This window comes from Pseudomonas sp. Q1-7, from assembly GCF_028010285.1.
Lineage (GTDB): Bacteria > Pseudomonadota > Gammaproteobacteria > Pseudomonadales > Pseudomonadaceae > Metapseudomonas.
The window spans coordinates 1,820,112-1,844,348 of the sequence record NZ_CP116304.1 but is presented as its reverse complement, the minus strand read 5'-3'; the positions used below and the strand labels follow the sequence as shown (position 1 = coordinate 1,844,348).

At 66.1% G+C, this 24,237-nt stretch carries 31 protein-coding genes; 10 read left to right on the top strand and 21 right to left on the bottom strand.

The annotated features are described in order from the left end of the window. Positions 1 to 2: 2 nt before the first annotated feature. From flgD to flgB, 3 genes are read right to left on the bottom strand one after another with little or no spacing between them, the layout of a single operon-like run. Positions 3 to 677: a flagellar hook assembly protein FlgD gene (gene flgD, locus PJW05_RS08560; RefSeq protein WP_271411283.1), complete on the bottom strand. Its 675-nt coding sequence runs from the start codon at positions 675 to 677 to the stop codon at positions 3 to 5. Beyond that, on the bottom strand, positions 677 to 1,105 hold the full coding sequence (flgC, locus tag PJW05_RS08555; protein ID WP_271411282.1) for a flagellar basal body rod protein FlgC: 429 nt from the start codon (positions 1,103 to 1,105) through the stop codon (positions 677 to 679). Before flgC ends, flgD begins: the two co-directional genes overlap by 1 nt. A 2-nt stretch (positions 1,106 to 1,107) precedes the next feature. Next, entirely contained in the window at positions 1,108 to 1,470 is a 363-nt protein-coding gene (gene flgB, locus PJW05_RS08550; RefSeq protein ID WP_271411281.1) for a flagellar basal body rod protein FlgB, read from the bottom strand. A gap of 149 nt (positions 1,471 to 1,619) precedes the next feature. Between flgB and flgA the strand changes: the two genes are divergently transcribed. The 4 genes from flgA (at position 1,620) to PJW05_RS08530 (ending at position 5,078) form a co-directional block, all read left to right on the top strand. Further along, positions 1,620 to 2,354 carry a flagellar basal body P-ring formation chaperone FlgA gene (gene flgA / locus PJW05_RS08545; protein WP_271411280.1) on the top strand — a complete coding sequence of 245 codons (735 nt, stop codon included), beginning with the start codon at positions 1,620 to 1,622 and terminating at the stop codon, positions 2,352 to 2,354. A 143-nt stretch (positions 2,355 to 2,497) separates the two neighbouring features. After that, positions 2,498 to 3,385: a lateral flagellin LafA gene (gene lafA / locus PJW05_RS08540; protein WP_271411279.1), complete on the top strand. Its 888-nt coding sequence runs from the start codon at positions 2,498 to 2,500 to the stop codon at positions 3,383 to 3,385. Between the two features lie 368 nt (positions 3,386 to 3,753). Further along, the gene (locus PJW05_RS08535; RefSeq protein ID WP_271411278.1) at positions 3,754 to 4,629 is read left to right on the top strand and encodes a winged helix-turn-helix domain-containing protein; all 876 of its coding nucleotides are present in this window, start codon (positions 3,754 to 3,756) and stop codon (positions 4,627 to 4,629) included. Further along, positions 4,626 to 5,078, top strand: coding sequence for a hypothetical protein (locus PJW05_RS08530; RefSeq protein WP_271411277.1), 453 nt, complete (start codon positions 4,626 to 4,628; stop codon positions 5,076 to 5,078). Before PJW05_RS08535 ends, PJW05_RS08530 begins: the two co-directional genes overlap by 4 nt. A gap of 21 nt (positions 5,079 to 5,099) precedes the next feature. Here PJW05_RS08530 and PJW05_RS08525 read toward each other — a convergent pair whose 3' ends face one another. From PJW05_RS08525 to PJW05_RS08440, 18 genes are all read right to left on the bottom strand, one after another. Beyond that, positions 5,100 to 6,029, bottom strand: coding sequence for an OmpA family protein (locus PJW05_RS08525; protein WP_271411276.1), 930 nt, complete (start codon positions 6,027 to 6,029; stop codon positions 5,100 to 5,102). Further along, complete coding sequence (gene motA / locus PJW05_RS08520) at positions 6,026 to 6,898, bottom strand: flagellar motor stator protein MotA (RefSeq protein WP_271411275.1); 873 nt, start codon at positions 6,896 to 6,898, stop codon at positions 6,026 to 6,028. The genes PJW05_RS08525 and motA overlap by 4 nt, the downstream gene beginning before the upstream one ends. Before the next feature lie 8 nt (positions 6,899 to 6,906). Beyond that, positions 6,907 to 7,641 carry a FliA/WhiG family RNA polymerase sigma factor gene (locus tag PJW05_RS08515; RefSeq protein WP_271411274.1) on the bottom strand — a complete coding sequence of 245 codons (735 nt, stop codon included), beginning with the start codon at positions 7,639 to 7,641 and terminating at the stop codon, positions 6,907 to 6,909. A gap of 15 nt (positions 7,642 to 7,656) precedes the next feature. After that, positions 7,657 to 8,142, bottom strand: coding sequence for a flagellar basal body-associated FliL family protein (locus tag PJW05_RS08510; protein WP_271411273.1), 486 nt, complete (start codon positions 8,140 to 8,142; stop codon positions 7,657 to 7,659). 44 nt (positions 8,143 to 8,186) lie between these two features. Then, positions 8,187 to 9,335: a flagellar hook-length control protein FliK gene (locus tag PJW05_RS08505; RefSeq protein WP_271411272.1), complete on the bottom strand. Its 1,149-nt coding sequence runs from the start codon at positions 9,333 to 9,335 to the stop codon at positions 8,187 to 8,189. A 3-nt stretch (positions 9,336 to 9,338) separates the two neighbouring features. Further along, complete coding sequence (locus PJW05_RS08500; protein WP_271411271.1) at positions 9,339 to 9,653, bottom strand: hypothetical protein; 315 nt, start codon at positions 9,651 to 9,653, stop codon at positions 9,339 to 9,341. Continuing rightward, positions 9,637 to 10,035 carry a flagellar export chaperone FliS gene (gene fliS / locus PJW05_RS08495; protein ID WP_271411270.1) on the bottom strand — a complete coding sequence of 133 codons (399 nt, stop codon included), beginning with the start codon at positions 10,033 to 10,035 and terminating at the stop codon, positions 9,637 to 9,639. The genes PJW05_RS08500 and fliS overlap by 17 nt, the downstream gene beginning before the upstream one ends. After that, the gene (gene fliD / locus PJW05_RS08490; RefSeq protein WP_271411269.1) at positions 10,032 to 11,390 is read right to left on the bottom strand and encodes a flagellar filament capping protein FliD; all 1,359 of its coding nucleotides are present in this window, start codon (positions 11,388 to 11,390) and stop codon (positions 10,032 to 10,034) included. Before fliD ends, fliS begins: the two co-directional genes overlap by 4 nt. A gap of 475 nt (positions 11,391 to 11,865) precedes the next feature. After that, complete coding sequence (locus PJW05_RS08485; RefSeq protein WP_271411268.1) at positions 11,866 to 12,306, bottom strand: flagella synthesis protein FlgN; 441 nt, start codon at positions 12,304 to 12,306, stop codon at positions 11,866 to 11,868. Further along, positions 12,303 to 12,584, bottom strand: coding sequence for a flagellar biosynthesis anti-sigma factor FlgM (gene flgM, locus PJW05_RS08480; protein ID WP_271411267.1), 282 nt, complete (start codon positions 12,582 to 12,584; stop codon positions 12,303 to 12,305). Before flgM ends, PJW05_RS08485 begins: the two co-directional genes overlap by 4 nt. 85 nt (positions 12,585 to 12,669) lie before the next feature. Beyond that, positions 12,670 to 13,095 (bottom strand): flagellar FliJ family protein, encoded by a 426-nt coding sequence (locus PJW05_RS08475; RefSeq protein WP_271411266.1) that lies wholly within the window; start codon positions 13,093 to 13,095, stop codon positions 12,670 to 12,672. Further along, complete coding sequence (fliI, locus tag PJW05_RS08470; RefSeq protein WP_271411265.1) at positions 13,092 to 14,420, bottom strand: flagellar protein export ATPase FliI; 1,329 nt, start codon at positions 14,418 to 14,420, stop codon at positions 13,092 to 13,094. Before fliI ends, PJW05_RS08475 begins: the two co-directional genes overlap by 4 nt. Before the next feature lies 1 nt (position 14,421). Further along, positions 14,422 to 15,120, bottom strand: a complete 699-nt coding sequence (gene fliH, locus PJW05_RS08465) for a flagellar assembly protein FliH (RefSeq protein WP_271411264.1) — start codon at positions 15,118 to 15,120, stop codon at positions 14,422 to 14,424. Between the two features lie 4 nt (positions 15,121 to 15,124). Beyond that, on the bottom strand, positions 15,125 to 16,192 hold the full coding sequence (locus PJW05_RS08460) for a FliG C-terminal domain-containing protein (protein ID WP_271411263.1): 1,068 nt from the start codon (positions 16,190 to 16,192) through the stop codon (positions 15,125 to 15,127). After that, positions 16,167 to 17,855 carry a flagellar basal-body MS-ring/collar protein FliF gene (gene fliF, locus PJW05_RS08455; protein WP_271411262.1) on the bottom strand — a complete coding sequence of 563 codons (1,689 nt, stop codon included), beginning with the start codon at positions 17,853 to 17,855 and terminating at the stop codon, positions 16,167 to 16,169. The genes PJW05_RS08460 and fliF overlap by 26 nt, the downstream gene beginning before the upstream one ends. A gap of 20 nt (positions 17,856 to 17,875) precedes the next feature. Continuing rightward, on the bottom strand, positions 17,876 to 18,208 hold the full coding sequence (locus PJW05_RS08450; RefSeq protein ID WP_271411261.1) for a flagellar hook-basal body complex protein FliE: 333 nt from the start codon (positions 18,206 to 18,208) through the stop codon (positions 17,876 to 17,878). 19 nt (positions 18,209 to 18,227) lie between these two features. Beyond that, the gene (locus PJW05_RS08445) at positions 18,228 to 19,628 is read right to left on the bottom strand and encodes a sigma-54 interaction domain-containing protein (protein WP_271411260.1); all 1,401 of its coding nucleotides are present in this window, start codon (positions 19,626 to 19,628) and stop codon (positions 18,228 to 18,230) included. A gap of 430 nt (positions 19,629 to 20,058) precedes the next feature. Beyond that, a complete protein-coding gene (locus tag PJW05_RS08440; protein WP_271412320.1) occupies positions 20,059 to 20,277 on the bottom strand; it encodes a hypothetical protein in 219 nt (72 codons plus the stop codon). On the opposite strand from PJW05_RS08440, the gene PJW05_RS08435 reads away from it, so the two are divergent. Genes PJW05_RS08435 through flhB form a run of 6 tightly spaced genes read left to right on the top strand, consistent with a single transcriptional unit; the run spans position 20,176 to position 24,236 of the window. Beyond that, positions 20,176 to 20,913 carry a FliM/FliN family flagellar motor switch protein gene (locus tag PJW05_RS08435; protein WP_271412190.1) on the top strand — a complete coding sequence of 246 codons (738 nt, stop codon included), beginning with the start codon at positions 20,176 to 20,178 and terminating at the stop codon, positions 20,911 to 20,913. The two genes, PJW05_RS08440 and PJW05_RS08435, sit on opposite strands and share 102 nt — an antisense overlap. Beyond that, positions 20,910 to 21,278, top strand: coding sequence for a flagellar motor switch protein FliN (gene fliN, locus PJW05_RS08430; protein ID WP_271411259.1), 369 nt, complete (start codon positions 20,910 to 20,912; stop codon positions 21,276 to 21,278). Before PJW05_RS08435 ends, fliN begins: the two co-directional genes overlap by 4 nt. After that, on the top strand, positions 21,275 to 22,024 hold the full coding sequence (gene fliP, locus PJW05_RS08425) for a flagellar type III secretion system pore protein FliP (protein ID WP_271411258.1): 750 nt from the start codon (positions 21,275 to 21,277) through the stop codon (positions 22,022 to 22,024). The genes fliN and fliP overlap by 4 nt, the downstream gene beginning before the upstream one ends. 8 nt (positions 22,025 to 22,032) lie before the next feature. Further along, positions 22,033 to 22,305, top strand: a complete 273-nt coding sequence (locus PJW05_RS08420) for a flagellar biosynthetic protein FliQ (protein ID WP_271411257.1) — start codon at positions 22,033 to 22,035, stop codon at positions 22,303 to 22,305. Positions 22,306 to 22,309: 4 nt separating this feature from the next. Beyond that, entirely contained in the window at positions 22,310 to 23,110 is an 801-nt protein-coding gene (gene fliR / locus PJW05_RS08415) for a flagellar biosynthetic protein FliR (protein ID WP_271411256.1), read from the top strand. Beyond that, positions 23,103 to 24,236, top strand: a complete 1,134-nt coding sequence (flhB, locus tag PJW05_RS08410) for a flagellar biosynthesis protein FlhB (protein ID WP_271411255.1) — start codon at positions 23,103 to 23,105, stop codon at positions 24,234 to 24,236. Before fliR ends, flhB begins: the two co-directional genes overlap by 8 nt. Position 24,237 lies beyond the last annotated feature (1 nt).

The following is a 24,237-nucleotide window of genomic DNA, read 5'->3' as shown; positions in this document are numbered from 1 at the left end:
GCTCAGACGGCGGTCTTGCCGGGGCCGAATTCGACGATGTTGTAGAACGGCACCGAGCCGACTCCGTCCACCTCCAGCACCGGACCTTCGGCGCTGACGCGAACCTTGCCGACCAGACCGGCCACTTCCACCTGGGGCGTCTCGCCGCTCTCGGTATCGACCTCGATGCGGTATTCGCCGGGACGCAGGCCGAGGGCCTTGGGATCGATGCGGAAATCGACGCTGCCGGCCACCTGCGGACCGAGCTGGATTTCGGTTTTCTGGCCGTTGGCGTCAATCAGCCGCAGCACGGTCTTGCCGGAGGCGAACTCGAGCTGGACCTGGCCGTCGATGGGCTGCTCGTCCAGCTCCAGGCTCTCGACGCGGACCTTCACTTCCTGGCCCACCAGGCCGGCGGCGGTGAGGGTCTGCAGGTTGTCCATCAGCACCAGGTTGCTCTGCGAGAGCTTGGTCATGTTCTCCATGCTCTTGACCTGGGACATGGCCGAGTACTGGTTGAGGAACTCGGTGCTGTCCACCGGGTTGGTGGGGTCCTGGAACTTGATCTGCGCCACCATCAGGCTGATGAAATTGTTCTCCAGCTGGCTCGCTTCGCTGAGGTTGACCGCCGCGCGCGGCAGGTCGTTGTCGGTGCCGGCGGCGCTGCCGTCGGCGCGGGTGCCGTTAACGGTGGACATCAGGCTTCTCCCAGGCGCAGCAGGCCCTGTTGCATGCTCTTGACCCGGTTCAGCACCTCGACATTGGTCTCGAAGCTGCGGGTGGCGGACATCATGTCGGTCATTTCTTCGATCTGGTTGACGTCCGGGTAGAAGACGTAGCCGTCGCGATCGGCCAGGGGATTGCCCGGCTCGTAGCGACGCACCGGGTCGCGGCCCGAGGTGACCACGTCCAGCACCTGCACATGGGCGCCGCCCAGGCCGGCATCGCGGGTCAGCTCGCCGTTCTCGTAGACCGCGGCGAACATCGGCTTGCGCGCCTGGTAGGTGTCGGTGGCGCTGGCCGAGGCCGAATCGGCGTTGGCCAGGTTGCTGGCTACGGTGTTCAGGCGCACGGTCTGCGCGTTCATCGCCGAGCCGGCGATGCGGTAGATGGCGTCGAAAGACATGATCAACGGCCCTCGATGGCTTCTTTCAGCCCACGGAATTTCATGTTGAGGAAGGTCAGGCTGGTCTGGAAATCCATCGCGTTGCGGGAGAACTCCGCCTGCTCCACGGACAGCTCCACGGTGTTGCCATCCTGGGCGGGCTGGGTCGGCACGCGGTACTTCAGGTTCGGCCCGCCGGTGCTGGCGTACAGCGCTTGGCCGTCGCCGTCCAGCCGCCGCATCTCACCGGCGAAGTCGATGTCCCGGGCCTGGAAGCCCGGCGTGTCTTCGTTGGCGAGGTTCGCCGCCAGTATCTCGCTGCGCTCCATGCGCAGTGCCAGTGCACGGGTATGGACGCCCAAGGCTTCGTCAATCCGTATACTCATCCGCTTCTTGCCCTTGCCTGTTGGTAAGCCCGCGTCACTTCGCACGAAACGTGCCGAACCCGACAAGGAAGACTAAACAGTTGATTTCACTGAACTTTTACAGACACGAAGAGCGCCCATGCGGAAACGGCAAGGCGCCCACGGCAGCCATGGCGCGTCGATGCGGAAAGGCCGCTTCCGCCTTTTTCCTCCTCGCCTGCGTCGGCTTCGCCCAAGCCGCCGACGATGCTCGTCGGCAGGTGGAACAGGCGGTCGCCGCCTACCAGGACGCCAGCCTCCAACAGGAAGCGCAACGCCAGGGCTGGACCGGCATGCGCCACAGCCTGGACAACCAGTTGCTCGGCAGCGCCGCCAGCCTGTCGCCCTGCCCCGCCACGCCCGTGGTGCGGGCCCCCGTCGGCGGCGACCCGCTCACCCGCCAGCGCCTGCAAGTCAGTTGTCCGCCGGGACAGCCCGGCTGGCCGGTGACGGTGCTGAGCACCCCGCGCCTGGCCTTGCCGATGCTGGTGGCGACCGGGGTGATCGCGCGCGGGCAGGCGCTGTCGGCCACGCAGCTGGCGCTGCAGACCCAGGAACTCGGCAAGGCGCGCCAGGGCTTCTACCAGGACCCGGCCGAGGTGGCGGGCATGACCGCCAAGCGCCGCATCCGCGCCAACCAATTGCTCACTCCGGCGCTGCTGGCCGGTGCGTTGCTGGTCAGGCGCAGCCAGAAGGTGACGATCCAGGCGAGCCATGAAGGCATAGTCGCCGCCACCCAGGGCGAAGCCCTGGCCGACGGCCGCAACGGCGATGTGATCCGGGTGAAGAACACCGGCAGCCAGAAGCACATCGACGCCAAGGTGATCGGCAACGGGGTGGTGAGCAGCACCTTCGACAGGCGCTGATCCGGCACCGATAGCGCCAAAGCCCTGCCGCCAAATATTTTTCCAGCGCCATTTAAGTCCCTTCCGGGAACCGTCGCCTTACCCCATCAGCAGGCAATCACAGCCAGCTTCAATCAAGTTCCCTTGCACGAAGGAAGACTCAAATGGCTCTGTCGATTCATACCAACTACTCGGCGCTGACTACCCAGACCAACCTGAACAAGACCAACAGCCTGCTGAGCACCAACCAGCAGCGCCTGGGCACCGGCCTGCGCATCAACAGCGCCGCGGACGATGCCGCCGGTCTGCAGATCGCCACCCGCCTGAACGCCCAGTCCCGTGGCATGGACGTGGCCATGCGCAACACCGGCGACGCCATCTCCATGCTGCAGACCGCCGAAGGCGCGTTCAACGAAATGACCGACATCCTGCAGCGCATGAAGGACCTGGCCACCCAGGGCGCCAACGGCACCAACAGCACCGACGACCTGGACTCCATCCAGGCCGAGTACGACCAGCTGGCCGAAGAAATGGCCAACATCATGGACAACACCAGCTACGCCGGTGAGGCCCTGTTCAGCAAGGACAACAGCGCAGGCAAGTTCGCCGCTGCCGTGAACTTCCAGATCGGTGCCACCGCCGCCGAAACCATGACCATCGACCTGACCGCTGGCGGCTCCGACGCCATCCAGACCCTGACCGATGCCCTGGACGCCATGTCCACTGTCTACACCGCCGGCAGCGCCGCCACTGCGGGCGCCGAGATCACCGGCGCCGCCAACGCCACCATCGACCTGGTGAAGGACGCCCTGGACGCCGTCGGCGCCCTGCGCGCCCAGTTCGGTGCCTCCATCAACCGCCTGAACCACACCGCGAACAACCTGGCCAACATGAAGGACAACACCGACATGGCCAAGGGCCGCATCATGGACGCCGACTTCGCCAAGGAAAGCGCCGCCATGAGCAAGAACTCCATGCTCATGCAGTCGGGCATCTCCATGCTCAAGCAAGCCGGCCAGATGCCGGGCATGGTCATGTCCCTGCTGGGTTGATCCCGCGGTACCGACCACGCGAAACGAAACGCCCCGACCTGGTCGGGGCGTTCTCATTTATGAAGCGGTATTCACAAAACACATAATCGACCGCAACAGGCCGTTTCTCCCCACCCCGTCCATCGGGACTTTCCCGAGGTTCATCAGTCTTTCGCCGACTTGCTGGACGCTACAGCTGCGGATTAGCGGAAATCGGCCCAGGCACGCCAAGCGCCTAGCACACTATTGAAGAACCCATCAATCGGATTACAAGAAAAACAGAACTTGCAGCAACATTTTTCTGACGCCAAAATGCTGGCCCCCTAGTGGCAATCCGCTGTTCCAGAACCATTCTCCACGAGTCGTAGCGAGCGCAGTTGCGGGACAACATGACCAGCATGCAGAACATCCAGCCACTCAGCGAATCCGGTCAATCGATCGCCTACCTGGAAATCGGCACCGGCCATACTGACTGCCGTGCACGCTTCTATCCGGCGCTCTACCGCCTGGACCTGATCCGTGCGGACGGGGAAGAGAAGATCGACCTGGGTTTTTCCGGCAGCCGCCTGCTCGAACGCCTGCTCCAGACCCCCGGCCAGGTGGTGCCACGGGACGCGCTGCTGTCCCATGCCTGGTCCGATCGCATCGTCGGGCCGGGCAGCCTGAACCAGCAGATCTACACCCTGCGCCAGGTGCTGGGCGACGAGAAGCGGCGCGAGATCATTCAGACGCTTCCGCGCCGCGGCTACCTGTTCAACCCCAAGTTCCTCGCCAGCCCACCCCTCACTGCCGAACGGCAGCCGGACGCACCGACCACCGAGGCGACCGAGACAGTCACGCCCAGCCCACCCTTCGCCGCCTCCCTGGAACATTTTTCGCGCCCGCTGGCGTCCTGGCGTCTTTCCCTGCGCACGGTGGGCATTGGCGGCGTCCTCGCGCTGATGCTGCTGATGGTGTTGAGCGGCTTCTACACAACGATGTTCCAGACTCGGGTGTTCAGCACCGAAGTGCAGGCGGGCAAGGCACAGATCATCTACGCCGACACCCGCGAAAAAGCCTTGCAGGAGCTGGTGATGGACACCCACTCGCTCTCCCAGCAGGTGGCGGAGCTCGCCACCCGGCCGGCCAAGCTGGTGCTGAACCTCACCGCCGATTTCTATGAAATCCTCTGCGTGCAGCCCAATGGCGGAGTCAACTGGTTGATGGTGCACAACAGCCAGCTCGCAGCGATTCCCAACGAGAACCTGAAGAGCTGCCTGAATTGATTCGCCGCTTTCGCCGTCCCCTGCTTCTGGGGGGCACCGTCGCGCTGGCCGGCCTCGGCCTGATCGCCTTCCACTTCCACGCCCGTGCCGAACTGGCGGGCCGCTACGGCTCGTCCGGCCAGGTGATCCTGAGCAGCGGCATTACCCTCGACGTCTCCCACACCATCCTGTTCAAGGATGGCCGCTTCTACGCCATGACCCGCCAGGGCAATGCCATCATCGAAACCTCGGGCAAGGTGGAATCGGGTTTTCTCGGGCGCTTCCGCCTGCGGGTGGACGAAGGCGAAGTCAGCGGCCTGTGGCCCGGCGAAGGCCTGGATAACGACCTGGTGTTCAACATGCTCTACAGCCGCAAGCGCGGTTCGGTGCTCAACCTCGAACGCCTGGGCGCCTGCCTTTACGCGGTGGAAACCCGCCAGGTCTACTGCCCCACCCGCCCATCGAACTGAACGGGGCGGGCGAGCCCGCCGCTAGGGCTTCGCCGGTGCCTGGTAGCGCGCGCCGGAGGCGGATACCTGGGCCTGCGCATAGCCCTCGCCAAACAGCTCGCGGTACAGGCTTTCGGCGCGCTCGGTGAGCAGCAGGATCTCGATCCGACGGTTGGCGCCGTCTTCCGGCTGGTCCGGCTTGATCGGCATGACGTCGGCCTGGGCCGCCACCTGCAGCACGTTCTTCGGCGGCAGCCCGTTGTCCACCAGCACGTTGCGCGCGCGCAGGGCGCGATCGCCGGAGAGGTTCCAGTTGTCGTAGCCGGACTGGCGGCGATAGGGCGTGGCGTCGGTGTGGCCGCTGATGATCAGCTTGTTCTCCACCTTGCCCAGCACCCCGGCGAGAGCCGCCAGCAGGCCACGGAAATGCGGGTCGAGGCTGGCGTTGCCGCGCTGGAACATGAAGCGCTGCTGGTCATCCTTGATCAGGATGCGCAGGCCCTGGGGCACCACGTCGACTTCGATATTGGTCAGCGCGTCCACGGTGCCGGAAACATCGCGGATCAGCCGCGCCAGTTGCTGCAGCTCCTCGCTGGACTGGATGCGCCGGGCCAGCGCCTCGTTGGCGCTGGCCGGGTCCGCCTCGGCCACCGGTTCGGGCGGTTGCGGGCTGGCCGGTGCCTCGCGATGCAGCGGCGCCGGCAAGCCATCCAGCTCCAGGGGCGTGCGGCTGGCGCCGTCGAACACGCCGACACCTCCGTCCACCAGCGGGTTGGTCTGCTGGTCGCCCATGGCCTTGGGCTGCTCCAGCGTCTGCGGGTGGACGATCCAGAGCACCATGAACAGCGCCATCATCGCCAGGGTGAAGTCGGCGAAGGCGACCTTCCAGGCCCCGCCGTGCTCATCGCCATGGCCCTTCTTGCTACGGCGCTTGACGATGATTTCATGGTCCTTGTCGGCGCGTTTCCTCATGCCGCGTCCCGCTCTTCTTCATAGCGGTTGACCCAGTTCTCCAACTGCTTGAAGGCGGGCTTCACGTCCTGCTCGATCAGCTTGCGGCCGGCGTCCACCGCCAGCAGCGTGGGCTTACCGGCAACGTGGGCGACCAGCGTGGTGCGCACGCATTCCAGGGCCGACAGCTCGGTCTTGACCCGTTGCGACATGGCGTTGCTCAGCGGGTCCATCAGGCAGTAGCAGAAGAAGATGCCGAGGAAGGTGCCCACCAGGGCGGCGGCGACGTGGGTGCCGATCTCCGCCACCGAACCGCCGATGTTGCCCATGGTGATGATGATGCCCATGATCGCCGCCAGGATGCCGAAGCCAGGCATGGCCTCGCCCACCTTGTGCAGCGACTTGGATGGCTGCAGCAGCGCGTGCTCCATGGCTTCCAGCTCCTGTTCGAGGAAGCCCTCCAGCTCGTGCGCGCTGATCTTGCCCATGGCCATCAGGCGGAAGTTGTCGGCGATGAACGCCATCAGGTTGGGTTCCTGGAGGATCAGCGGGTACTTGGCGAACAGGTCGCTCTGCTCCGGTTCCTCGATGTGCGCGTCGAGCACTTTCAGGCCGCCGACGTCGACCATTTCCAGCAGCTCGTAGAGCATCATCAGCAACTGGCGCTGGAACTCCTCGCCACGGCGCTTGTGGAGGAACACACCCTTGATCTGCGAGCACATTTCCATCAGCACTTCACGGGGGTTGGCGACGATCAGGCTGCCGAGACCGGCCCCCAGGATGATCAGCGCTTCCGCCGGCTGCCAGAGCACGCGCATGTCGCCGTGGGCCATGGCATAGCCCCCCAGGACGCAGGCGATGATGATGAGTGAACCCAGTATTTTCTGCATGGCGGCTTCTACGCTCTCGCGGTGAGGAAACGACAGGCCTTGGCGATGGCCTGCTTCATCAGTTGGCAGATGCGGGCGTCGGTCAGCTCCAGCACCAGCGCGATCTCCTTGAGGTTGAGCTCGTGCTGGTAGTAGAGCGTGAGGATCAGCCGCTCCCGTTCGTTCAAATGGCCCAGGGCCTGTTCCAGCAGGCGCTGCTGCAGCACCCGCTCCTCGACCACCGAGCCGGCGTCGTGAAACTGCTCCTGGCCGGACTGCAGCAGAGCGTCGAGGCTCTCGATCGCCTCGCTGGACTCGGCCTGGAGAAAGTCCTGGTAGTCCCGGGCGTCGAGGCCGGTGTGGGCGAGGATTTCCTCCTCGCCGGGCTCGCGCCCCAGTTGCCGGGCCAGGGCGCGGATGCTGTCCCGCAGGCGGTGCGCCTGCTGGCGCACCTGGCGCGGCCGCCAGTCCTGGCGGCGCAGCTCGTCGAGGATCGCGCCGCGGATGCGCAGGGCGGCGAAACGGCCAAACTGCTCGTCCGGCTCGCCATAGCGGCGCAGGCCTTCGAGCAGGCCCATCAGGCCGATCTGCTCCATGTCCTCGCGATCGAGGACCTGGTTGGCCTGCAGCGACAGCTGGCTGACGATACGCCTGACCAGCGGCAAGTACTGCATCATCCAGCGCTGCTCCGCCGCCGGCGACAACAGCGTCAGGGCGCCCTGGGCGGCGGTGTAGTCGAAGTCGGCACTGCAGTTGGCGTGCATGGCGCGGGCCCGGCCTTACTGCACGATCATCTTGCTGACCAGCACATGCTGGAACGGCGTCGCCACCCTGCGGCCGGCGAAGTCGGCGAGCAGGTGCTCTTCCAGCTTCTGCTGCAATTGCGGGATGGGCAGCGCACGCAGCTCGTCGAAGCGCATGGCCGAAAGGTTGGCCACCACCGAGCTGCGCACCATGGGGGCAACCTGCTCGATCTTCTTCGGATCGGTACCGACTTCGGCCTGCAGCACCAGATCGAGCACGAAGTAGTGCTCGCGGCCTTCACCCGCCAGGCTGACGATGACCTTCTCCACCGGCACGAAGAGGTACTCGGCCGGCTCGTCCTCTTCCTCCTCCACGGCCGCCTGGCCTTGCGCGGACTCGGCCACCGGCCGGGCGGCCCCCAGGGTGGCGGACTGGATCATCTTGTAGTTGACGAACAGGCCGCCAAGGACGACGGCGATGTTCAGCACGAACATCAGCAACACTAAACGGGTGGTGGACATGCGGGGCTCTCGATTGGACCTGGGTCGCAGGGTTTCGGATCGGGTTAGACGGTGACCAGCACATCCCGGCCGGCGGCTTGCGCCACGGCCCGCGACTCGTGCTCGCCCAGGGTTTCACGGGCCGCCAGGGGCGCCTCGTCGGCCAGGAACCGCGCACGCGCGTGCTGCTGCTGCCCCTGCCCCTGCTGGCCATCGGCGGAAACCTGCACGCTGACCTGGAGGAAGTTCTGCCCCACCAATTCCTGGCGCAGACGTTCGCTGGTGCCCTGCAAGGCCCTGGCGACATCCGCCTGGCTGGCGGAAATCTGCACGTTGAGCTGGCCGGATTCGTGGCGCAGGAGGATCTCCAGGCTGCCCAGCTCCGGTGGGTCGAGACGGATCGTGGCGTTCTGCACGCGCTGGTTCAGCTGCAGCTCGACACTGTCGCGCAGCGCACCGAGCATCTGCTCGCCCCAACGCGCCTCATTGCCGTGCAGGCCGAGGGTGCGCTCGAACAGTGCCGGGCGGGTCGTCGGCGCGGCGCTGGCGGCCGGCGCCCGCGGTGTCTCGACATGGAGGGCGGGCGGCGCGGCCGGGGCCGCGCGTTCCCCGGGCACGGAAGACGCCGCGCCGAGCTCGCTGGACGGTGCGGAGGACACGGCGGCCTGGGCGCTGTCGGGCAGGTCGACCGGCGCATGCGGCGCGCGGGCGGCTTCCGGCGGCGGAGCCGCAACGGCGTCGCGGGGGGCGGCATCGGTGGCGCGTAGCGCGGGCCTGGACGCGACGGGGGGCAGCGGATCGCCAGCCGTCGCCGCGGCCCCGGCCGGTTCGTCGCCGGCCGGCGTGTCCTGGGCCTGCACCTGCAGGTTCTGCTGGCCCAGCATGCTCAGCAACCAGAGCTCGGGGGTCAGTGCCGCCGGGGCCTGCTGCTCGGCCTGCCCGCGTGGCAGGGTGTGGACCTCGGCCGGACTGGCGAGCGGTTCGTCCAGGGGTTCCTCGGGCAGCGCTTGCGCCGGGGCCTCGACGAGGGCGTCGACGCTGTCCAGCAGTTCGTCGCTGAAGCTCGGCGGCAGCACCGCCGAGCGCGTCTGCCACGCCGGCTCCGCCATCGGCGGGGGCTGGACCGCGAGCAGGTCCTGGGCGGCGGGCAGCGGCAGCGGCTCGCCGGTGGACGCGGCAAGGGGCTGGGATGGCGCATTGAAGGTCTGGATCACGGCCTATCGCCCTCCTGGGTAGGCATCCACCTGCATGTAGGCCGAACGTCCTTCGGAATACTCCAGGCGGTTCAATAACAGGCGCCGCAGGCGCTCGCACTCCTGGGCGCAAGCGTGCATGGCGCGGTCGTGCAGTGCCTTGAGCTGCTGCCGCGACGCTTGGACTTCCGCCGCTAGGTCGCGGCCTACCTGGGCCTGCAGGTACTGGCGAATGGCGAGATCGGCGCGGCTCACCGCCGGCCAGTCCTGGGCGAGCAGGGCCGCTTCCAGCTGGTCGTGCAGTTCGCGCGCCTGCTGGCATTCAACGTCGGGTTGCACTCACGCCCTCCCAGCCTTCGCGGAGGGTGCCGAGCAGGTGCACCACTTCGTCCAGGCCGTCCAGCGACAGCGACACGCTGACGTCGGATAGCCGGTAGATGCAGTAGTCGTAGAGACGCGCGATGCCCTGCACCACCTCGCCGCCGTTCTCGTAGTCGAGGGCGCCGTTGAGGCCGTTGAGGATATTCAGGCACTTCTCCAGGGACTGGCCCTTCTGCTGGTAGCGCTTGTTCTCGATATGGCCACGGGCGCGGGCCAGTTCGTCGAGCAGGCCGTCGAACAGCACCAGCACCAGCTCATAGGGGGAAGCCGCGGCGGCCTTGGCTTCCAGGTCGATGGCGCGGTAGCTGTTGTAGCTGTCCGTCATGTCGTAGCCGCTCATGCGAACATCCCGCCGGAGGTGGAGAACAGGCTGCTGGTCTGGGACATGGAGTCCATGATCTGCATCATGCTGGTGTACTGCTTGAGGTAGCGGTTGTAGTAGTTGTCGTACTGCTTCTGGATGCTGTCGAACTGCTCATCGACACGCTTGAGTCCCTGGTTCAGGGAGTCCTTGCGATTCTTCATCAGGCCGTTGGCGCTGCTGGTGTAGACCGACAGGCTCTTGTCCACGGACTCCAGCAGGCCGTCCTTGTCGCGGAACAGCTGGTCCAGGGCCTGAGGATCGGCAGCCACCGCCTTCTCGAAGCGCGCGGCATCGATGGTCAGCTTGCCGCTACGGTCGGCACCGATGCCGAAGTTGGCCAGGCTGTTCCCGCCGAACGCCTTGCGCACCAGTTGATTCAGCGCCCCTTCGATGGCGCGCACGCTGGAGTCGCCCGCCAGCACGCCACGGTTGCCGCTGTTCTCGCCGCCGCTGGCGGTGAGGGTGTCGAAGGTGGACATCAGGGTGTTGAAGGCATCGAGGAATTTCTGCACCTGGGTCTTGGTGCCGGTCTGGTCGCGGCCGATATCCACCTGCAGCGGCTGGTCACCAGGCTTGTGGGTCTGGTTGAAGGTCAGGCTGACGCCGTCGATCAGGCTGTCGAAGGTGTTGCTGGAATTGGTCAGCAGCATCCCGGACTCACCGCCCACGCGCACCCGCGCGTCCCGCGCGGCGGACAGTTCGAGACGATTGGCGACGGCGTTCTCGAAGACGTTGCTGGCACCGTCGGTGCCGGCCAGCGACAAGCCGATGGCATTGGCCGCGCCGCTCTTCTCGGCGCCCAGCACCAGGGAAACCTGGCCATTGGCGCGCAACAGGCTGGCCTTGACGCCCTTGTTGTCGGCATGGCCGTTGATGGCCGCCGCCAGTTCCTCCAGCGAGTTCTTGCCGTCGCCATCGCTGTCGACCGTGGACAGGTCGACCTTGAACGACAGGCCGTTCTGGCTGATGGTCAGTTCGCCCTGGGTATCGATGTCATCGGTCTGCAGCCCCTGCAGCGCCACCTGGTGCGTGCTGGCCAGTTGTTCGACGAAGAACTGGTAGCTGCCCGACGTGGCCTTCGGCCCCAGGGTCGCGGACGCCATGCCTTCCTTGCTGAAGGTGGCCTTGTTCACCAGCACGCTGGATGTGGTGCCCTTCAGGCCACGCACAGCGGACGAGAAGCTCTTCAGCGCCGAATCCAGTTTGTTCACCGCGTCCAGCTGGGCCTTGTAGGCGCTCTGGTTGCGACTGGCCTTGGCCAGCGAGGCCTGCACCTCGTAGTTGGCCAGCTGCGACGCCATCTGCTTTACGTAATCGGAATCTATAGCCATGTCGTATTACCCCTTGAGCCTGGAAGAGCAAGTTCGATGCCAATGGCCGAAAGCCAGTATTCATGCGGCTTTCCGCGCGAAGAAGGAGAAACCCGGCTTCCCCCTGGACGCCAGATGACGACAAGGGGAAAAAGCGTTTCCGCACCACTCGGGTGGGCGTGCTACCAGGCAAAGGCGACCTGGCGGAGGGATTCGTTAAGGCGCGGGGAGCACCTGGTGATGCCTGCATTGAGTGTCGCTAGAGCATCCAGGGCCAAGCCGATTGCCGAGCAGGCTGCACGTCTCTGTTTCGCCTCCCGGCGAGTCTCTTTTTGCAGTCGCCAAAGAAGAAACCAAAAACGCTTGCCCCTGGACCCGACTTCGTCGGATTCCCTCGCGCCATCGTCGCGCCGGGGCTTCAGGATTGTTGGGACCTCGCCGCCCTCCCCTCTTCAGGGAGAGGGACCGGGGCGGCTTCCGGCCTGCCCGGCCGGACTCAGTACGCCTGCTGGGTATAGAGCTGCGCGCCCTCGTTGGCGCCAAGGAGCTGGGTGAGGATGTCGTTGTGCATGGCCAGCAGCTTGCCGTTGCGCTCGTTGAGCTGCTTGCACTGGGCCGCCAGTTGGCCGAGCTGTTGCCAGGCCTGCCCGAGGCGTTCGCCACGAACACCGGGGTAATGGGCGAAGAGCGAATCCATGCCGGCCATTCCCGGCGCGTGACCGAAGGCGGCAAGCACCTTGGCACGGCGCGCGGCACGCTCGCCGAGGGCGTCGACCAGGGCCAGGATGTCCCGGTTGGCCTGCTCGATCCGCGGGCTGTCGCGCTCCAGCAGGTGTCCGTAGAGGCGCTGCATCAGGCCGCGCAGGGCCAGGTAGTCGTCACGGTCCTGCTGGATATCGCGCTCCACCAGGTTCAGCAGTTTGTCGCGGCGGGTCACGACTCGCTGCCGGTGTGGTAGGACAGGATGCTCGCGGCGAGCGAACGTGCATCGGTGTCGATGCTGCCGTTGCGCAGGGCCTGGCGGATCTCTTCGATGCGCTTGAGGTCGACGTCCGGCATCTGCCGCAGGGTTTCCTGCATCTGGTCCAGCTGCAGCTTTTCCGCCGGACGGCTTTCGACGGCCTCGCGGACGGCCTTCGGCGCCTCCTGGCGGGGCTTGTCGGCAGCCTCGGCTTGCAGGGCCGCGCCGGTTTTCAATTGCCTGCTGATTTCCATGGTTGCGTCCAGATCTTCGGGTTACTGCTGTACAGGCGACCGCTTCGCGGCGGCGCTTAAATCGGTGCGCAAAGAATTCTTCCGCCTACGCGCCCTGCCCCCGCCACCAGGCCTGGCTGGCCAGCCCGTCCTGGATCTTCTGCTCCTGCCGGGCGAGCACCTGCTGCCACTCCTGCAGGCGTCCGTCGATCACCTGGGCCAGCAGCTTCTCGCTGCGCATGGCCGCCAGCAGTTCGTCCTGAATACGCGCCAGGGTCTGTTCGGCCACCGACAGTTCCACTTTCTGCAGGTGCAGCATCTTGTGCAGGGTGAGCTTGTACTGCTGCTGGTTGCTGCGCTGCAAGGGGGTACTGACCGGGGCGCTGAAACTGCACAGTTTGCTGAGGCCGGAAATGTTGTTGCGGTAGCGCTGGCACAGGTTGCGCTGGTAGTTCACCCGCCCGAGGATCTCGCGCACCCTGGCGCCGCGCAGACCGGCCAGGCGCGAGAGCATCTCGATCTGTTCCTTCATGCGCCGGTCAACCCTTGCAGGGCGGCGATGCAGGCCTCCAGCTCGGCGCCCTCCCCCACGTCCTGGCGCAGGAAACGCTCGATGGCCGGTGCCAGTTGCACAGCGCGATCGGTCTTCATGTCCATGCCCGGCGTGTAGCCGCCCAGGGGGATGAGTTCCTTGATCTTCTCGTAGGTGCCGCTGAATTCCTTGAGTTGGCGTGCCGCCGCCAGGTGGCGCGGTTGCGACACCTGGCTCATGCAGCGGCTGACCGAGGCGCCGACGTCGATGGCCGGGTAGTGGCCGACATCCGCCAGGCGCCGCGACAGCACGATATGGCCATCGAGGATGGCGCGGGCGCAATCGACGATCGGGTCCTGCTGGTCGTCGCCTTCGGCGAGCACGGTGTAGATGGCGCTGAGGCTGCCGCGATCACTCTCGCCGTTACCGGCGCTTTCCACCAGTTCCGGCAGCAGGCCGAACACCGAGGGCGGGTAGCCCTTGGTGGCCGGCGGCTCGCCAAGGGCCAGGGCGATTTCGCGCTGCGCCATGGCGTAGCGGGTCAGGGAGTCCACCAGCAGCAACACGTCGTTGCCCTGGTCGCGGAAATAGGCGGCGATGGCATGGCACAGCTCGGTGGCCTTCAGGCGCATCAGCGGCGATTCGTTGGCCGGTGCCACCACCACCACCGCCTTCTTCAGGCCTTCCGGGCCCAGGGCGTGGAGCAGGAACTCCTGCACTTCGCGACCGCGCTCGCCGATCAGCCCGACCACCACCACGTCGGCCTTAGTCTGCCGGGTGATCATGCCCAGCAGCACGCTCTTGCCCACGCCGCTGCCGGCGAACAGGCCGACCCGCTGCCCCTTGCCCAGGGTCAGCAGGGCATTGATGGCGCGCACGCCGACGTCCAGCGGTTCGCTCACCGGGCGTCGGCGCAGCGGGTTGACCGACGGCAGCTCGGCGGGCAGCGGATCGCGCCCGGCCAGCTTGCCGAGACCGTCCAGGGGTTCGCCTAGGCCGTTGACCACCCGTCCCAGCCAGCTGGCGTCGATCTGCAGCAGGGCCTGGTCGCGGGCCGGGAAGACCCGCGAGCCGGACGTCAGGCCCACCGGTTTCTTGAATGGCATGAGGTAGGTGATGTCGCGGTTGAAGCCCACCACCTGGGCTTCCAGCATGTTGCCGTCGGCCAGCTCCACCAGGCAGCGCTGGCCGGTCATGCGGCGGCAGCCGAGGCTCTCCAGGAGCATGCCGGACACCCGCACCAGGCGGCCGCTGACCTTGGCCAGCTGGACGCTGTCGAGGGAGCGCAGGGCGTCGTCGAGGTTGAAGGTTTCCCGCGCGCTCATTTCATTCTTCGCCTTGCAGGTGTCCGGCCAGGGCATCCATGCAGGAGTCCAGGCGCTGCTGGCAGCCGATGTCGGCTTCGGCCTGGGCGGTCACCACGCGGCATTCGCCCAGGGCCAGACGCTCGTCCGGCACCAGGCGCCAGGCTTCGGCGCGGTCCGGCGCCAGGTCGCGGATACGCGCGCATTCCTCGGGATTGAGCAGGATCTGCACCTCGCCCGGATCGCCCGGCATCGCCGCCAGGGCCTCCTCGGCCAGGCTGAGCAACTGGGTGGGGTGCAGGGTGAGTTCGCAGCGGATGACCTGCTTGGACACTTTCTTCACCAGCTCCAGCAGTTGCTGGCGACGCGCCTGCTCGAAATCCTGGAGGAACTGCCGGTACTCGGCGGCGACCCGCTGCAAGGGCCGGCTGGCCTCTTCGAACTGTTGCTGGCCGAGCGTGCGGCCCTCTTCCCGGCCCAGCCGCTGCCCCTCCTGGCGACCGCGCTCCATGCCCTCGCGCTGACCGGCTTCGCGGCCCTCGTTGAGGCCGTCCTGGTAGCCCCGCTCGATGCCCTCCTGGAAGCCTTCGGCCACCGCGCGCTGACGTGCCGCCGGGTCGCTGTCCCATTCGCCGGAGTCGCCGGGCAGCACCCGCGAACGCGGCGGAAAGCGATAGGCGCGCCAGGCGGTGCCGGCCGACTTGATCACCCTGACCGTCATCGCCTCACTCCACCGTCTGTTCGCGGAACAGTTGCAGTTGCAGATCGCCTTCGGCCGCCATCTCGCGAACCACGGCCATGATGTCCTTGCGTACCTGCTCGACGCGGCTCAGGGGTACCGGGCCCTGGCGGCGGTTGATGGAATCCATCTGCTGCGCCTGGCGCTTCGGCAGGGCGGCCTGGATGGCGCGCACCAGTTCGGGCTCGGCGCCCTTGAGGGCGACCACCCACTCGTCCAGCGGAATGACTTCCAGCAGGGTCTGCAGCACGTCCTGGTTTTGCCGGGAGAGGATGAAGAAGTCGTACATCTCGTCCTCGATCTTCGTCACCAGGTCGTCGTTGTGGGCGCGCAGCAGCTCGAACATCTGGTTGCGGTCGCCCTTGAAGCGGTTGAGGATGTCCGCCGCCTGCTTCACCCCGCGCACCTGAGACCCCTGGGTGGTGAGCACATTCAGACTGCGGTCGATGAGCTGCTCCAGCTCGCGGATGACGTCGCTGTTGACTTCGTTCAGGTTGGCGATGCGGTACAGCAGCTCGTCCTGGCGCGAGGCGGGCATGGCTTCGAGCACCTCGGTGGCCATGGACGGCGGCAGGAAGGCGAGGAACACCGCCTGCATCTGCGCGTGTTCCTTGGCGATGAGCGCGGCGAACTGCTTGGGATCGAGCCATTCCATCTTGGCCATCTTGGCGCGGATTTCCTCGCCGTAGATGCTGTCCAGCAGGCTGCGGGTGATGTCGCCGCCCAGGGCCTTGCCGAGCATGCCGGCCAGGTAGCCACGGGACGCGCCCTTGATGCTGCTCTGCTCCTTGTAGTCGTCGAAGAAGCGGCTGATCACGTCAGAGACCATCGGCTGCTTGACGTTGGACAGGCGCGCCATGGCCTGGCTGATGGCGATGATCTCTTCGCGGCTGAAGTGCCGCAGCACGCCGGCGGAGATGTCGTCGCCCATGCTCAGCATGAGGATCGCCGCCTGCTCCAGGGAACTCACCGCGCGCTGTTGCACCGGGCGTTTCTTCAGGTCCTTGACCGAGGGCAGCGCCCCTTCATCAGGCTGGCTCATGGCTTCTCTCATTGCGGCCGATCCAATGCTTGATCACCTCCGAGACGCGCTCGGGGTCGTTCTGGGCGAGCATCTGCAGGTGCTCGATCTGCAGCTCCAGGCCAGAGCCCGGCGCCGGCAGACGAATCTCCGACAACGGGTTCAGTTCGCCGAACACGCTGCCACCGCCCGGTTCTCCCCCGCTGCTGCGGGCCAGCAGGCGCTCGGCTTCATGGCGCGGCAGCGCGGCCAGGGCCTCGGGATCTTCCAGGAGGTCGTGGCTGGGCGCCGGTTCGGGGGCGCGGGTCAGGTGCCGGACCGCCGGGCGCACCACCAGCAGGAGCAGCAGCAGACTCACCAGGCCCAGCAGGCCGAGCTTGATCCACTCCTGCAGGGCGCTGCTTTCCCACCAGGGTGCCGGATCTTCCACGGCCACCGGCTGGGTGAAGGGGAACACGTTCAGGGTCAGCTCATCGCCACGCTTGGCGTCGAAGCCCACGGCGCTCTTCACCGTGGCTTCCAGCTCGGCGCGGGCCTGCGCGGTCCAGCCGCCCTCCGGCGCGCTGGCGGCGTTCAGCACCACCGACACGCTCTGCCGGCGCAGGGCGTAGGACGGATGGCGGATGTGCGTCACGCTCTGGTCGAAGTCGTTCTGCCGCGTGGTCTCGTTGCGGGTGGAGGTGGCGGCCTTGTTCTCGGTCTTCACCATCGAGTTGCCACCCTCCGCCTGGGCAGCCGCGTCGGGCTGCGGCGGCGCGGGCGGCGGCCGGTTGCTCAGGGAGCCGGGCACGCCGAGCGCGAGCTGGTCGAGGGTGGTTTCGTTGCGCAGCACTTCGCTGCGCATGCGCGGGTTGTCGCCATAGGCCTGGAAGGTCTCTTCCTTCTGGCTGAAGTCCATGTCGGCGGCCACGCTGATGCGGTAGTTGCCCGCCCCCAGCACCGGCGCCAGGACTTCCTCGATGTTGGCCACGGCCTTCTGCTGGTAGTCGTCGATCACTTCCCAGTTCTGCCCCGTGTCGCCCCAGGTGTTCAGCCCGCGGGAGAGCAGCGACCCCAGCTGGTCGACCACGCTGACGTCCTGCGGCTTGAGCTGCGGCACGCTGTTGGCCACCAGGTTGGCGATGGCGCCCACCTGCTCGGGCTTGAGCCGGGTCCCCGGGTCCAGGGTCAGCATGACCGAGGCCTTGGGCGGCGAACGGCGGTTGACCACGAAGGAGGTGGCCTCTTCCTGGGCCAGGTGTACGCGGGCGGATTTGACGCCCTTGACGGCCATGATGGTGCGCGCCAGCTCGCCTTCCAGGCTGCGCTTGAGGCGCACGTCCTGGACGAACTGGCTGGTGCCCAGCGGCTCGTCCTTGTCGAACAGCTCATAACCCGGCGGCACCGACACCTTCACACCCTTGGCCGACAGCAGCATCCGCGCATGCGCCAGGTCGCGCTCGCCCACCAGCACCTGCCCGCTTTGCGGGTGGAGACGGTAGGCCAGGCCTTCGGTGTCCAGCACCTGCATCACCTCGGCGGCGGGAAAGGCCTCGCCGGCACCATACAGCGGCTTGAACGCGCCCTGGTCGCGCCAGAGGTAGTAGACGGTGCCCACCGCCAGCAATGCGGCGGCGCCGGCCATGGCCAGCAGGGTCAGGCGCGGGTCGGGTTTGAAGCCGCCCTCGGCCAGCTTGCTCTTGATCAACTGCAGCACGATTCAGTTCCCGCAGCCGCTCAGAGCGGCATTCTCATGACGTCGTCGAAGGCCGTGGCCAGCTTGTTGCGCACCTGCATCAGCGCGCTGAAGGAAACGCTGGCCTTCTGGCTCTGCACCATGGCGCCGACCAGGTCGTCGCTGCGCCCGCTGTCCACCGCCGCCATCGCTTCACCGGCGCGGTGCTGCTCGGCGTCCACCGCGCGCAGGGCGGACTCGAAGGATTCGCGAATGCCGTCGGCGGCCCCGTCGCTGGGCAGGATGGCCGGGCGTACGGCGTCGCCGCCGGCCAGTTCGGCGAACTGCCCCATGCGCGCCAGCATGTCCTGCTGGACCTGTGTGATCGAACTCATGCTTGTTCTCCGGAAAGGGTCAGAGCTGTACCTGCAGGCCCTGCTCGCGCATGGCGTTGAGGCGGTAGCGCAAGGCCCGGGGCGTCATGCCCAGGCTCTCGGCCGCCTTGGTCTTGTGGCCGCCGAAACGGCGGATGGTGTCCAGCACGTGCTGGTATTCGGCGAGCTTGCCGCTGGCGCGCAGGGCGGCGCGGCCTTCCACGGCCTGGACCGGCGCCGCGCCGGTGGCGAGCGGCTGCGCCAGGTCGGCCGCCGCCAGGCCCAGGTCGCGCGGCTGGATGAACAGGCCGTTGCGCAGTACCAGGGCGCGCTGCAGGGTGTTTTCCAGCTCCCGCGCGTTGCCCGGCCAGTCATGGGCCAGCAGCGCCTGGCAGGCGGCTTCGGTGAGCAGGTTGTGCTGGGCGTCCTGGGGTGCGTACTTGCGGATGAAGCGCCGCGCCAGGGGCAGCACGTCGTCCCGCCGCTCGCGTAGCGGGGCGATGTGCAGCGGCAGGACGTCGAGGCGGAACATCAGGTCGGCGCGGAAACGCCCCGCCGCCACTTCCTGCTGCAGGTCACGGTTGGTGGCGGCGATGATGCGCACGTCCAGCGCGATTTCCTTGCGCCCGCCGAGGCGCTCGACACGCTGTTCCTGCAGCACCCGCAGCAGCTTGGCCTGCAGCCCCAGGGGCAGTTCGCCGATCTCGTCCAGCAGCAGGGTGCCGCCGTTGGCCAGCTCGAACTTGCCCGGCTGGGCGGTGACGGCGCCGGTGAAGGCGCCGCGCTCGTGGCCGAAAAGGATGGACTCGAGCATGGCCTCGGGGATGGCCGCGCAGTTGACCGCGATGAACGGCGCGTCCGGGGTGGACGAGAAGCGATGGATGTAGCGCGCCATCAGCTCCTTGCCGGTGCCGGTCTCGCCAGTGACGAGGACCGGCGCGCGGGTCGGCGCCACACGCTGGGCCATGGCCAGCAGGCGGCGGCCGGCCTGGGAGCAGCAGACGAAGTCGTCCTGGGCGGCACGGGCCTGGGCCTGGCGCTGCAGCAGGGCGCTGAGCTGGGAGCCGCTGAAGGGTGTCAGCAGGTAGTCGATGCAGCCCAGCTCCAGCAGGGTGGCGGCCTTTTCCTGGTCGGCGTATTCCACCACCGGCACCAGGCTGAGCTGGGGCAGTTGCCGCAGCAAGGCGCCGACCCGCGCATAGAGCGCCTGGTCCGGCTGCTGGCTGGCGAAGACAAAGGCGAGGTCGGTGTCCGCCAGGTCGTCGGCGCCCACCGCCTCCAGTCCGGAATACGGGATTATCCGGCAACCTTCGCGACGCAAGCCGTCGAGCAGGGCCTGGCATTGTCCGGCGCAGCCGATAACAGCGATCCGGTGCAATGCCGGAACTTGTTCGAGCAAGACTTCATCCCTTCGGGTCAGCGCCTGACTTTGACTACTCATCGCATATCACCTGCATCTTTCCCTTGCGCCAAGCCGGCACTTTCGACACTTCGAAATAATTTCGAAATAAATTTGAACTTTTCGCCTGAATGGTCGCCTTAGTGCTTTAACCGGCATTCGAAAGCCCAATTCCTCGGCGTTCTGCCGGTGTCAGTGCGCGCACCATATCAAGTGCGGGCAAATTGCCACATCGCACTCCGCTTATTTTCCGTCAAAAGTCGAAATCAAAGATCAAAAGACAGCTTTTGACAGCTCTTGATTTAAACCCCACAAGGCTACAGCCCTAGAATGGCGCCGCCAGTGGCCAGACTGTGCGATGCCGCGAGGTGTTCAGCGCAACTGGTAAGGAGCAGCACGTCGGCGCATGAAATGTCTTCGGCCGAGACATTCAGGCGTTCGCCAAACGCACAACTTTGGTGCAAACCTGGAATTACGAATCTTCAGCATGACTGGCAACTCCAAAGTCCATCATGGCGTGCCCGCCGAAAGTCTGATTCGCCTCAAGCCCCAGAAGCTTGGGCGGCACCATCATCGGATTCCCCAACATATAAAGGAAACCACGCACAAGTATCCGCGCATTATCAGCGACTACTTTCTGCGGGGTTATCGAATCAATCTCGAATTGAACAAAGTGGATGTTCTCGAACATTCGCCCCGCCCCGCCGAGTGCATCTACCGTTCCACGCTGGGCAAGGTGGGTTTCACCATCGATCGCGCCCTGCTGGCCGAAGCCCTGGAGTGCTACTACGGCGGCACCAGCCTGCCCAGCCACGAAGAAACGCCCATCAGCACCTCCGAACAACGGATGCGCGAACGCCTGGGGCAGGACATTTGCCGGATCTTCGGCCGCACCCTGCTGAGCGGGTCGGGCCTGGGCGAACTGGAGCGCTTCGACAACGCCTATGAGGAAACCCTCTGGGAGTACGTCGCCGAGCTGCGCTACAGCAGCCACCTCACCGGCAGCGAATCGTCGCTCTTCCTCTATCTGGATGCCGAGCTGACCGACCGGCTCACCAGCCTGCTCGCCGGACCGCCGCCGCCGCGCCTGGCCGGCGATCCGCTGGACAACATCAGGCACCTGCCGGTGCGCCTGGACTGCGTGCTGGCGCAGGCGCGCATGCCCCTGAGCCAGGTGCTCGGCCTGCAGCTGGGGGACATCCTGACCCTGCGCCTGAAGGAGCGCGCCGACGTGCGCGTCAACCAGCAGGCCCTCTTCCGTGGCGCCATCTTCGAAGACGATGGCACCTTGTTCCTGACTTCCATCGAGAGTGTGAAGACCCCATGAGCAGCGCGGTTTCGGAAAACGAGTTCGAATCCCTGATCAACGACGACGGCCTGGACCTGGATGCCGGCCTGGCCGAGACGGTCGAGCCGGCGGCCATCCAGGCGCCGCGCCCGGACATGAGCTTCTTCGGCAAGATTCCGGTGAACGTCACCCTGGAAGTGGCGTCGGTGGAGATTTCCCTGAAGGAGCTGATGGAGGTGGACACCAGCAGCGTGATCATCCTCGACAAGCTGGCCGGCGAGCCGCTCGACGTGAAGGTCAACGGCGCGTTGTTCGCCAAGGCGGAAGTGGTGGTGATGAACGGCAACTACGGCTTGCGCATCGTCGAACTGAACAGCAACCGCTTCAACGAACTGCCGGCATGATCCGCCGCCTGGCCTGCCTCGCCCTGCTGCTGGCCGGCGGCTTCCCGCTGCTGGCCCAGGCCGCCGGCGGCGACATCACCTTGTTCAACCTGAACCAGACGGAAAACGGCCAGGAATTCAGCGTCAAACTGCAGATCCTGATCATCATGACGCTGCTGGGCTTCCTCCCGGCGATGCTCATGCTGATGACCTGTTTCACCCGTTTCGTCATCGTCCTGGCGATCCTGCGCCAGGCCATCGGCCTGCAACAGAGCCCGCCGAACAACGTGCTGGTGGGCATCGCCCTGATCATGACGCTGCTGGTGATGCGCCCGGTCTGGCAGGAGATGTACAGCGAGGCCTACCAGCCCTTCGAGTCCGACGCCATCACCCTGGAACAGGGCCTGGAACGCGCGAAGACCACCCTGTCGCGCTTCATGCTGGCGCAGACCAACCGCAATTCCCTGGAAACCATGGTCGCGCTGGCCGGCGAGAAGATGCCGGACAAGCTGGAGGCGCTGGACTTTTCCCTGCTGCTGCCGTCCTTCGTGCTGAGCGAATTGAAGACCGCCTTCCAGCTCGGTTTCATGATCTTCGTGCCCTTCCTGGTGATCGACCTGGTGGTGGCCAGTGTGCTGATGGCCATGGGCATGATGATGCTCTCGCCGATGATGATCTCCCTGCCCTTCAAGCTGATGGTCTTCGTCCTGGTGGACGGCTGGGCCCTGATGATGGGCACCCTGACCACCAGCGTGCAGCCCTTCTGAGGTCGCCCATGCTCACCCCCGATACCGCCGTCGGCATCATCTCCAACGCTGTGCACATCACCACCCTGGTGGTCTGCGTGCTCATCGTGCCGAGCCTGCTCGGCGGCCTGCTGATCAGCATTTTCCAGGCGGCCACGCAGATCAACGAACAGATGCTGAGCTTCCTGCCGCGCCTGTTGATCACCCTCGGCATGCTGGTGTTCTCCGGGCACTGGATTCTGCGCACCCTGAGCGACCTGTTCATCGAAACCTTCAAGCAAGCGGGTCGCCTGGTCGGCTGATGCCATGGCGGGCGGCGAAGCGATCCTGCAGTTCAGCCAGTACCTGCACCAGTTGCAGAGCTACTGGTGGCCCTTTTGCCGGATCATGGCGGTGTTCGGCCTGGCCCCGCTGTTCAGCCACAAGGCCCTGCCGATGCGCCTGCGGGTGCTGCTGGCGTTGGCCCTGACCCTCGCCCTGTCCGCCGCCCTGCCGCCGATGCCGGCCATCGAGCCGCTGTCGGCGCGGGGCCTGCTCACCGCGCTGGAGCAGATCGCCTTCGGCCTGCTGCTGGGACTGGCGCTGATGCTGGTGTTCGCCATCTTCGGCATCGTCGGCGACGTGGTCGCCACCCTGTTGGGCCTGAGCATGGCGATGTTCAACGACCCGCTGAATGGGGTGTCTTCGTCGTCGATCATCTTCCAGCTCTATTTCATCCTGCTGGTGTTCCTGTTCTTCGCCATCGACGGGCACCTGCTGGTGGTGAGCATCCTGTTCCAGAGCTTTGTCTACTGGCCGGTGGGCAGCGGCCTGCACTACACCGGCCTGGGCGCAATCCTGCAGTCCCTCGGCTGGGTGTTCTCGGCGGCGGTGCTGGTGGCCCTGCCGCTGGTGTTCTGCATGACCCTGCTGCAGTTCTGCTTCGGCCTGCTGAACCGCATCTCGCCGGCGATGAACCTGTTCTCCCTGGGCTTCCCCATGGCCATCGTCGCGGGGCTCTTCTGCATCCAGCTGACCTTGCCGAACCTGCCGGAAAGCTACCTGCACCTGACCCGCGCGCTGCTGGACAACCTCGGCCGCATCCTCGTCGAGGGGCGCCATGGCTGAGCAGAACAGCGCCCAGGAAAAGACCGAGGAAGCATCCCAGCAGAAGCTGAAGAAAAGCCGTGAGGACGGCCAGGTCAGCCGCTCGAAGGACCTGTCCACCACGCTGTCCTTGCTGGCTACGCTGCTGTTGCTGAAATTCAGCCTCGACTGGCTGCAACACGGCCTGGAACAGATTTTCAGCCGCACCTGGGTGGACCTGTCGCGCAGCGAGATCAGCCTGGAAGACATTCGCCTGGTGATGGGCAACGGCCTGCTTCTGTTCATGCAGATCCTGCTGCCGCTGCTGCTCACGCCGCTGGTGGTGGTCGCGTTGTCGCTGCTGTCCGGCGGCTGGCTGTTCGCGTCGAAGAACGTCCACCCCAAGTGGTCCAAGCTGGACCCCATCGCCGGCCTGGGCCGCATGTTCTCCCTGCAGAACCAGGTGGAGCTGCTGAAGTCCACGCTGAAGATCGGCGTGCTGGGCCTGGTGGCCTGGTGGCAACTGAAGGACGCCCTGCCCCAGCTGATCGCCCTGCAGCGCGGCAACCTGCACGAGGCGCTGGCCGGCGCCTTCGCCCTGGCCTTCGACCTGACGCTCTCGCTGCTGCTGGTGTTCGTCGTCTTCTCGCTGATCGACGTCCCGCTGCAGCGCTTCTTCTTCCTGAAAAAAATGCGCATGACCAAACAGGAGCGCAAGGAAGAGCACAAGAACCAGGAAGGCAGCCCGGAAGTGAAGTCGCGCATCAAGCAGTTGCAGCGCCAGCTGGTGCAACGGCAGATCAACCGGGTGATGAAGAACGCCGACGTGGTGATCGTCAACCCGGTGCACTTCGCGGTCGCGCTCAAGTACGACCCGAAAAAGGCCCAGGCGCCCTACGTGATCGCCCGTGGCGCGGACGAGACCGCGCTGTACATCCGCAAGATGGCCAATGCCCACGGCCTGGAGGTGGTGGAAGCCCCACCGCTGGCGCGCGCCATTTATTTCACCACCCAGGTCAACCAGCAGATCCCGGCGCAGCTCTACCGCGCCGTGGCCCATGTGCTGACCTACATCCTCCAGCTCAAGGCGTGGCGCCAGGGGCGCCGCGGCAAACCGGAGCTGGCGGACAACCTCCCGATTCCCGAAGACCTGCTGAACAGGGCCTGAC

What these genes read in the sequence shown, in the direction of transcription:
- flgD (WP_271411283.1), bottom strand. Translation starts at nt 677, where the DNA reads ATGTCCACCGTTAACGGCACCCGCGCCGACGGCAGCGCCGCCGGCACC.
- flgC (WP_271411282.1), bottom strand. Translation starts at nt 1,105, where the DNA reads ATGTCTTTCGACGCCATCTACCGCATCGCCGGCTCGGCGATGAACGCG.
- flgB (WP_271411281.1), bottom strand. Translation starts at nt 1,470, where the DNA reads ATGAGTATACGGATTGACGAAGCCTTGGGCGTCCATACCCGTGCACTG.
- flgA (WP_271411280.1), top strand. Translation starts at nt 1,620, where the DNA reads ATGGCGCGTCGATGCGGAAAGGCCGCTTCCGCCTTTTTCCTCCTCGCC.
- lafA (WP_271411279.1), top strand. Translation starts at nt 2,498, where the DNA reads ATGGCTCTGTCGATTCATACCAACTACTCGGCGCTGACTACCCAGACC.
- PJW05_RS08535 (WP_271411278.1), top strand. Translation starts at nt 3,754, where the DNA reads ATGACCAGCATGCAGAACATCCAGCCACTCAGCGAATCCGGTCAATCG.
- PJW05_RS08525 (WP_271411276.1), bottom strand. Translation starts at nt 6,029, where the DNA reads ATGAGGAAACGCGCCGACAAGGACCATGAAATCATCGTCAAGCGCCGT.
- motA (WP_271411275.1), bottom strand. Translation starts at nt 6,898, where the DNA reads ATGCAGAAAATACTGGGTTCACTCATCATCATCGCCTGCGTCCTGGGG.
- PJW05_RS08515 (WP_271411274.1), bottom strand. Translation starts at nt 7,641, where the DNA reads ATGCACGCCAACTGCAGTGCCGACTTCGACTACACCGCCGCCCAGGGC.
- PJW05_RS08510 (WP_271411273.1), bottom strand. Translation starts at nt 8,142, where the DNA reads ATGTCCACCACCCGTTTAGTGTTGCTGATGTTCGTGCTGAACATCGCC.
- fliS (WP_271411270.1), bottom strand. Translation starts at nt 10,035, where the DNA reads ATGAGCGGCTACGACATGACGGACAGCTACAACAGCTACCGCGCCATC.
- fliD (WP_271411269.1), bottom strand. Translation starts at nt 11,390, where the DNA reads ATGGCTATAGATTCCGATTACGTAAAGCAGATGGCGTCGCAGCTGGCC.
- flgM (WP_271411267.1), bottom strand. Translation starts at nt 12,584, where the DNA reads ATGGAAATCAGCAGGCAATTGAAAACCGGCGCGGCCCTGCAAGCCGAG.
- PJW05_RS08475 (WP_271411266.1), bottom strand. Translation starts at nt 13,095, where the DNA reads ATGAAGGAACAGATCGAGATGCTCTCGCGCCTGGCCGGTCTGCGCGGC.
- fliI (WP_271411265.1), bottom strand. Translation starts at nt 14,420, where the DNA reads ATGAGCGCGCGGGAAACCTTCAACCTCGACGACGCCCTGCGCTCCCTC.
- fliH (WP_271411264.1), bottom strand. Translation starts at nt 15,120, where the DNA reads ATGACGGTCAGGGTGATCAAGTCGGCCGGCACCGCCTGGCGCGCCTAT.
- PJW05_RS08460 (WP_271411263.1), bottom strand. Translation starts at nt 16,192, where the DNA reads ATGAGAGAAGCCATGAGCCAGCCTGATGAAGGGGCGCTGCCCTCGGTC.
- PJW05_RS08450 (WP_271411261.1), bottom strand. Translation starts at nt 18,208, where the DNA reads ATGAGTTCGATCACACAGGTCCAGCAGGACATGCTGGCGCGCATGGGG.
- PJW05_RS08445 (WP_271411260.1), bottom strand. Translation starts at nt 19,628, where the DNA reads ATGAGTAGTCAAAGTCAGGCGCTGACCCGAAGGGATGAAGTCTTGCTC.
- PJW05_RS08440 (WP_271412320.1), bottom strand. Translation starts at nt 20,277, where the DNA reads ATGTTCGAGAACATCCACTTTGTTCAATTCGAGATTGATTCGATAACC.
- fliN (WP_271411259.1), top strand. Translation starts at nt 20,910, where the DNA reads ATGAGCAGCGCGGTTTCGGAAAACGAGTTCGAATCCCTGATCAACGAC.
- fliP (WP_271411258.1), top strand. Translation starts at nt 21,275, where the DNA reads ATGATCCGCCGCCTGGCCTGCCTCGCCCTGCTGCTGGCCGGCGGCTTC.
- PJW05_RS08420 (WP_271411257.1), top strand. Translation starts at nt 22,033, where the DNA reads ATGCTCACCCCCGATACCGCCGTCGGCATCATCTCCAACGCTGTGCAC.
- fliR (WP_271411256.1), top strand. Translation starts at nt 22,310, where the DNA reads ATGGCGGGCGGCGAAGCGATCCTGCAGTTCAGCCAGTACCTGCACCAG.
- flhB (WP_271411255.1), top strand. Translation starts at nt 23,103, where the DNA reads ATGGCTGAGCAGAACAGCGCCCAGGAAAAGACCGAGGAAGCATCCCAG.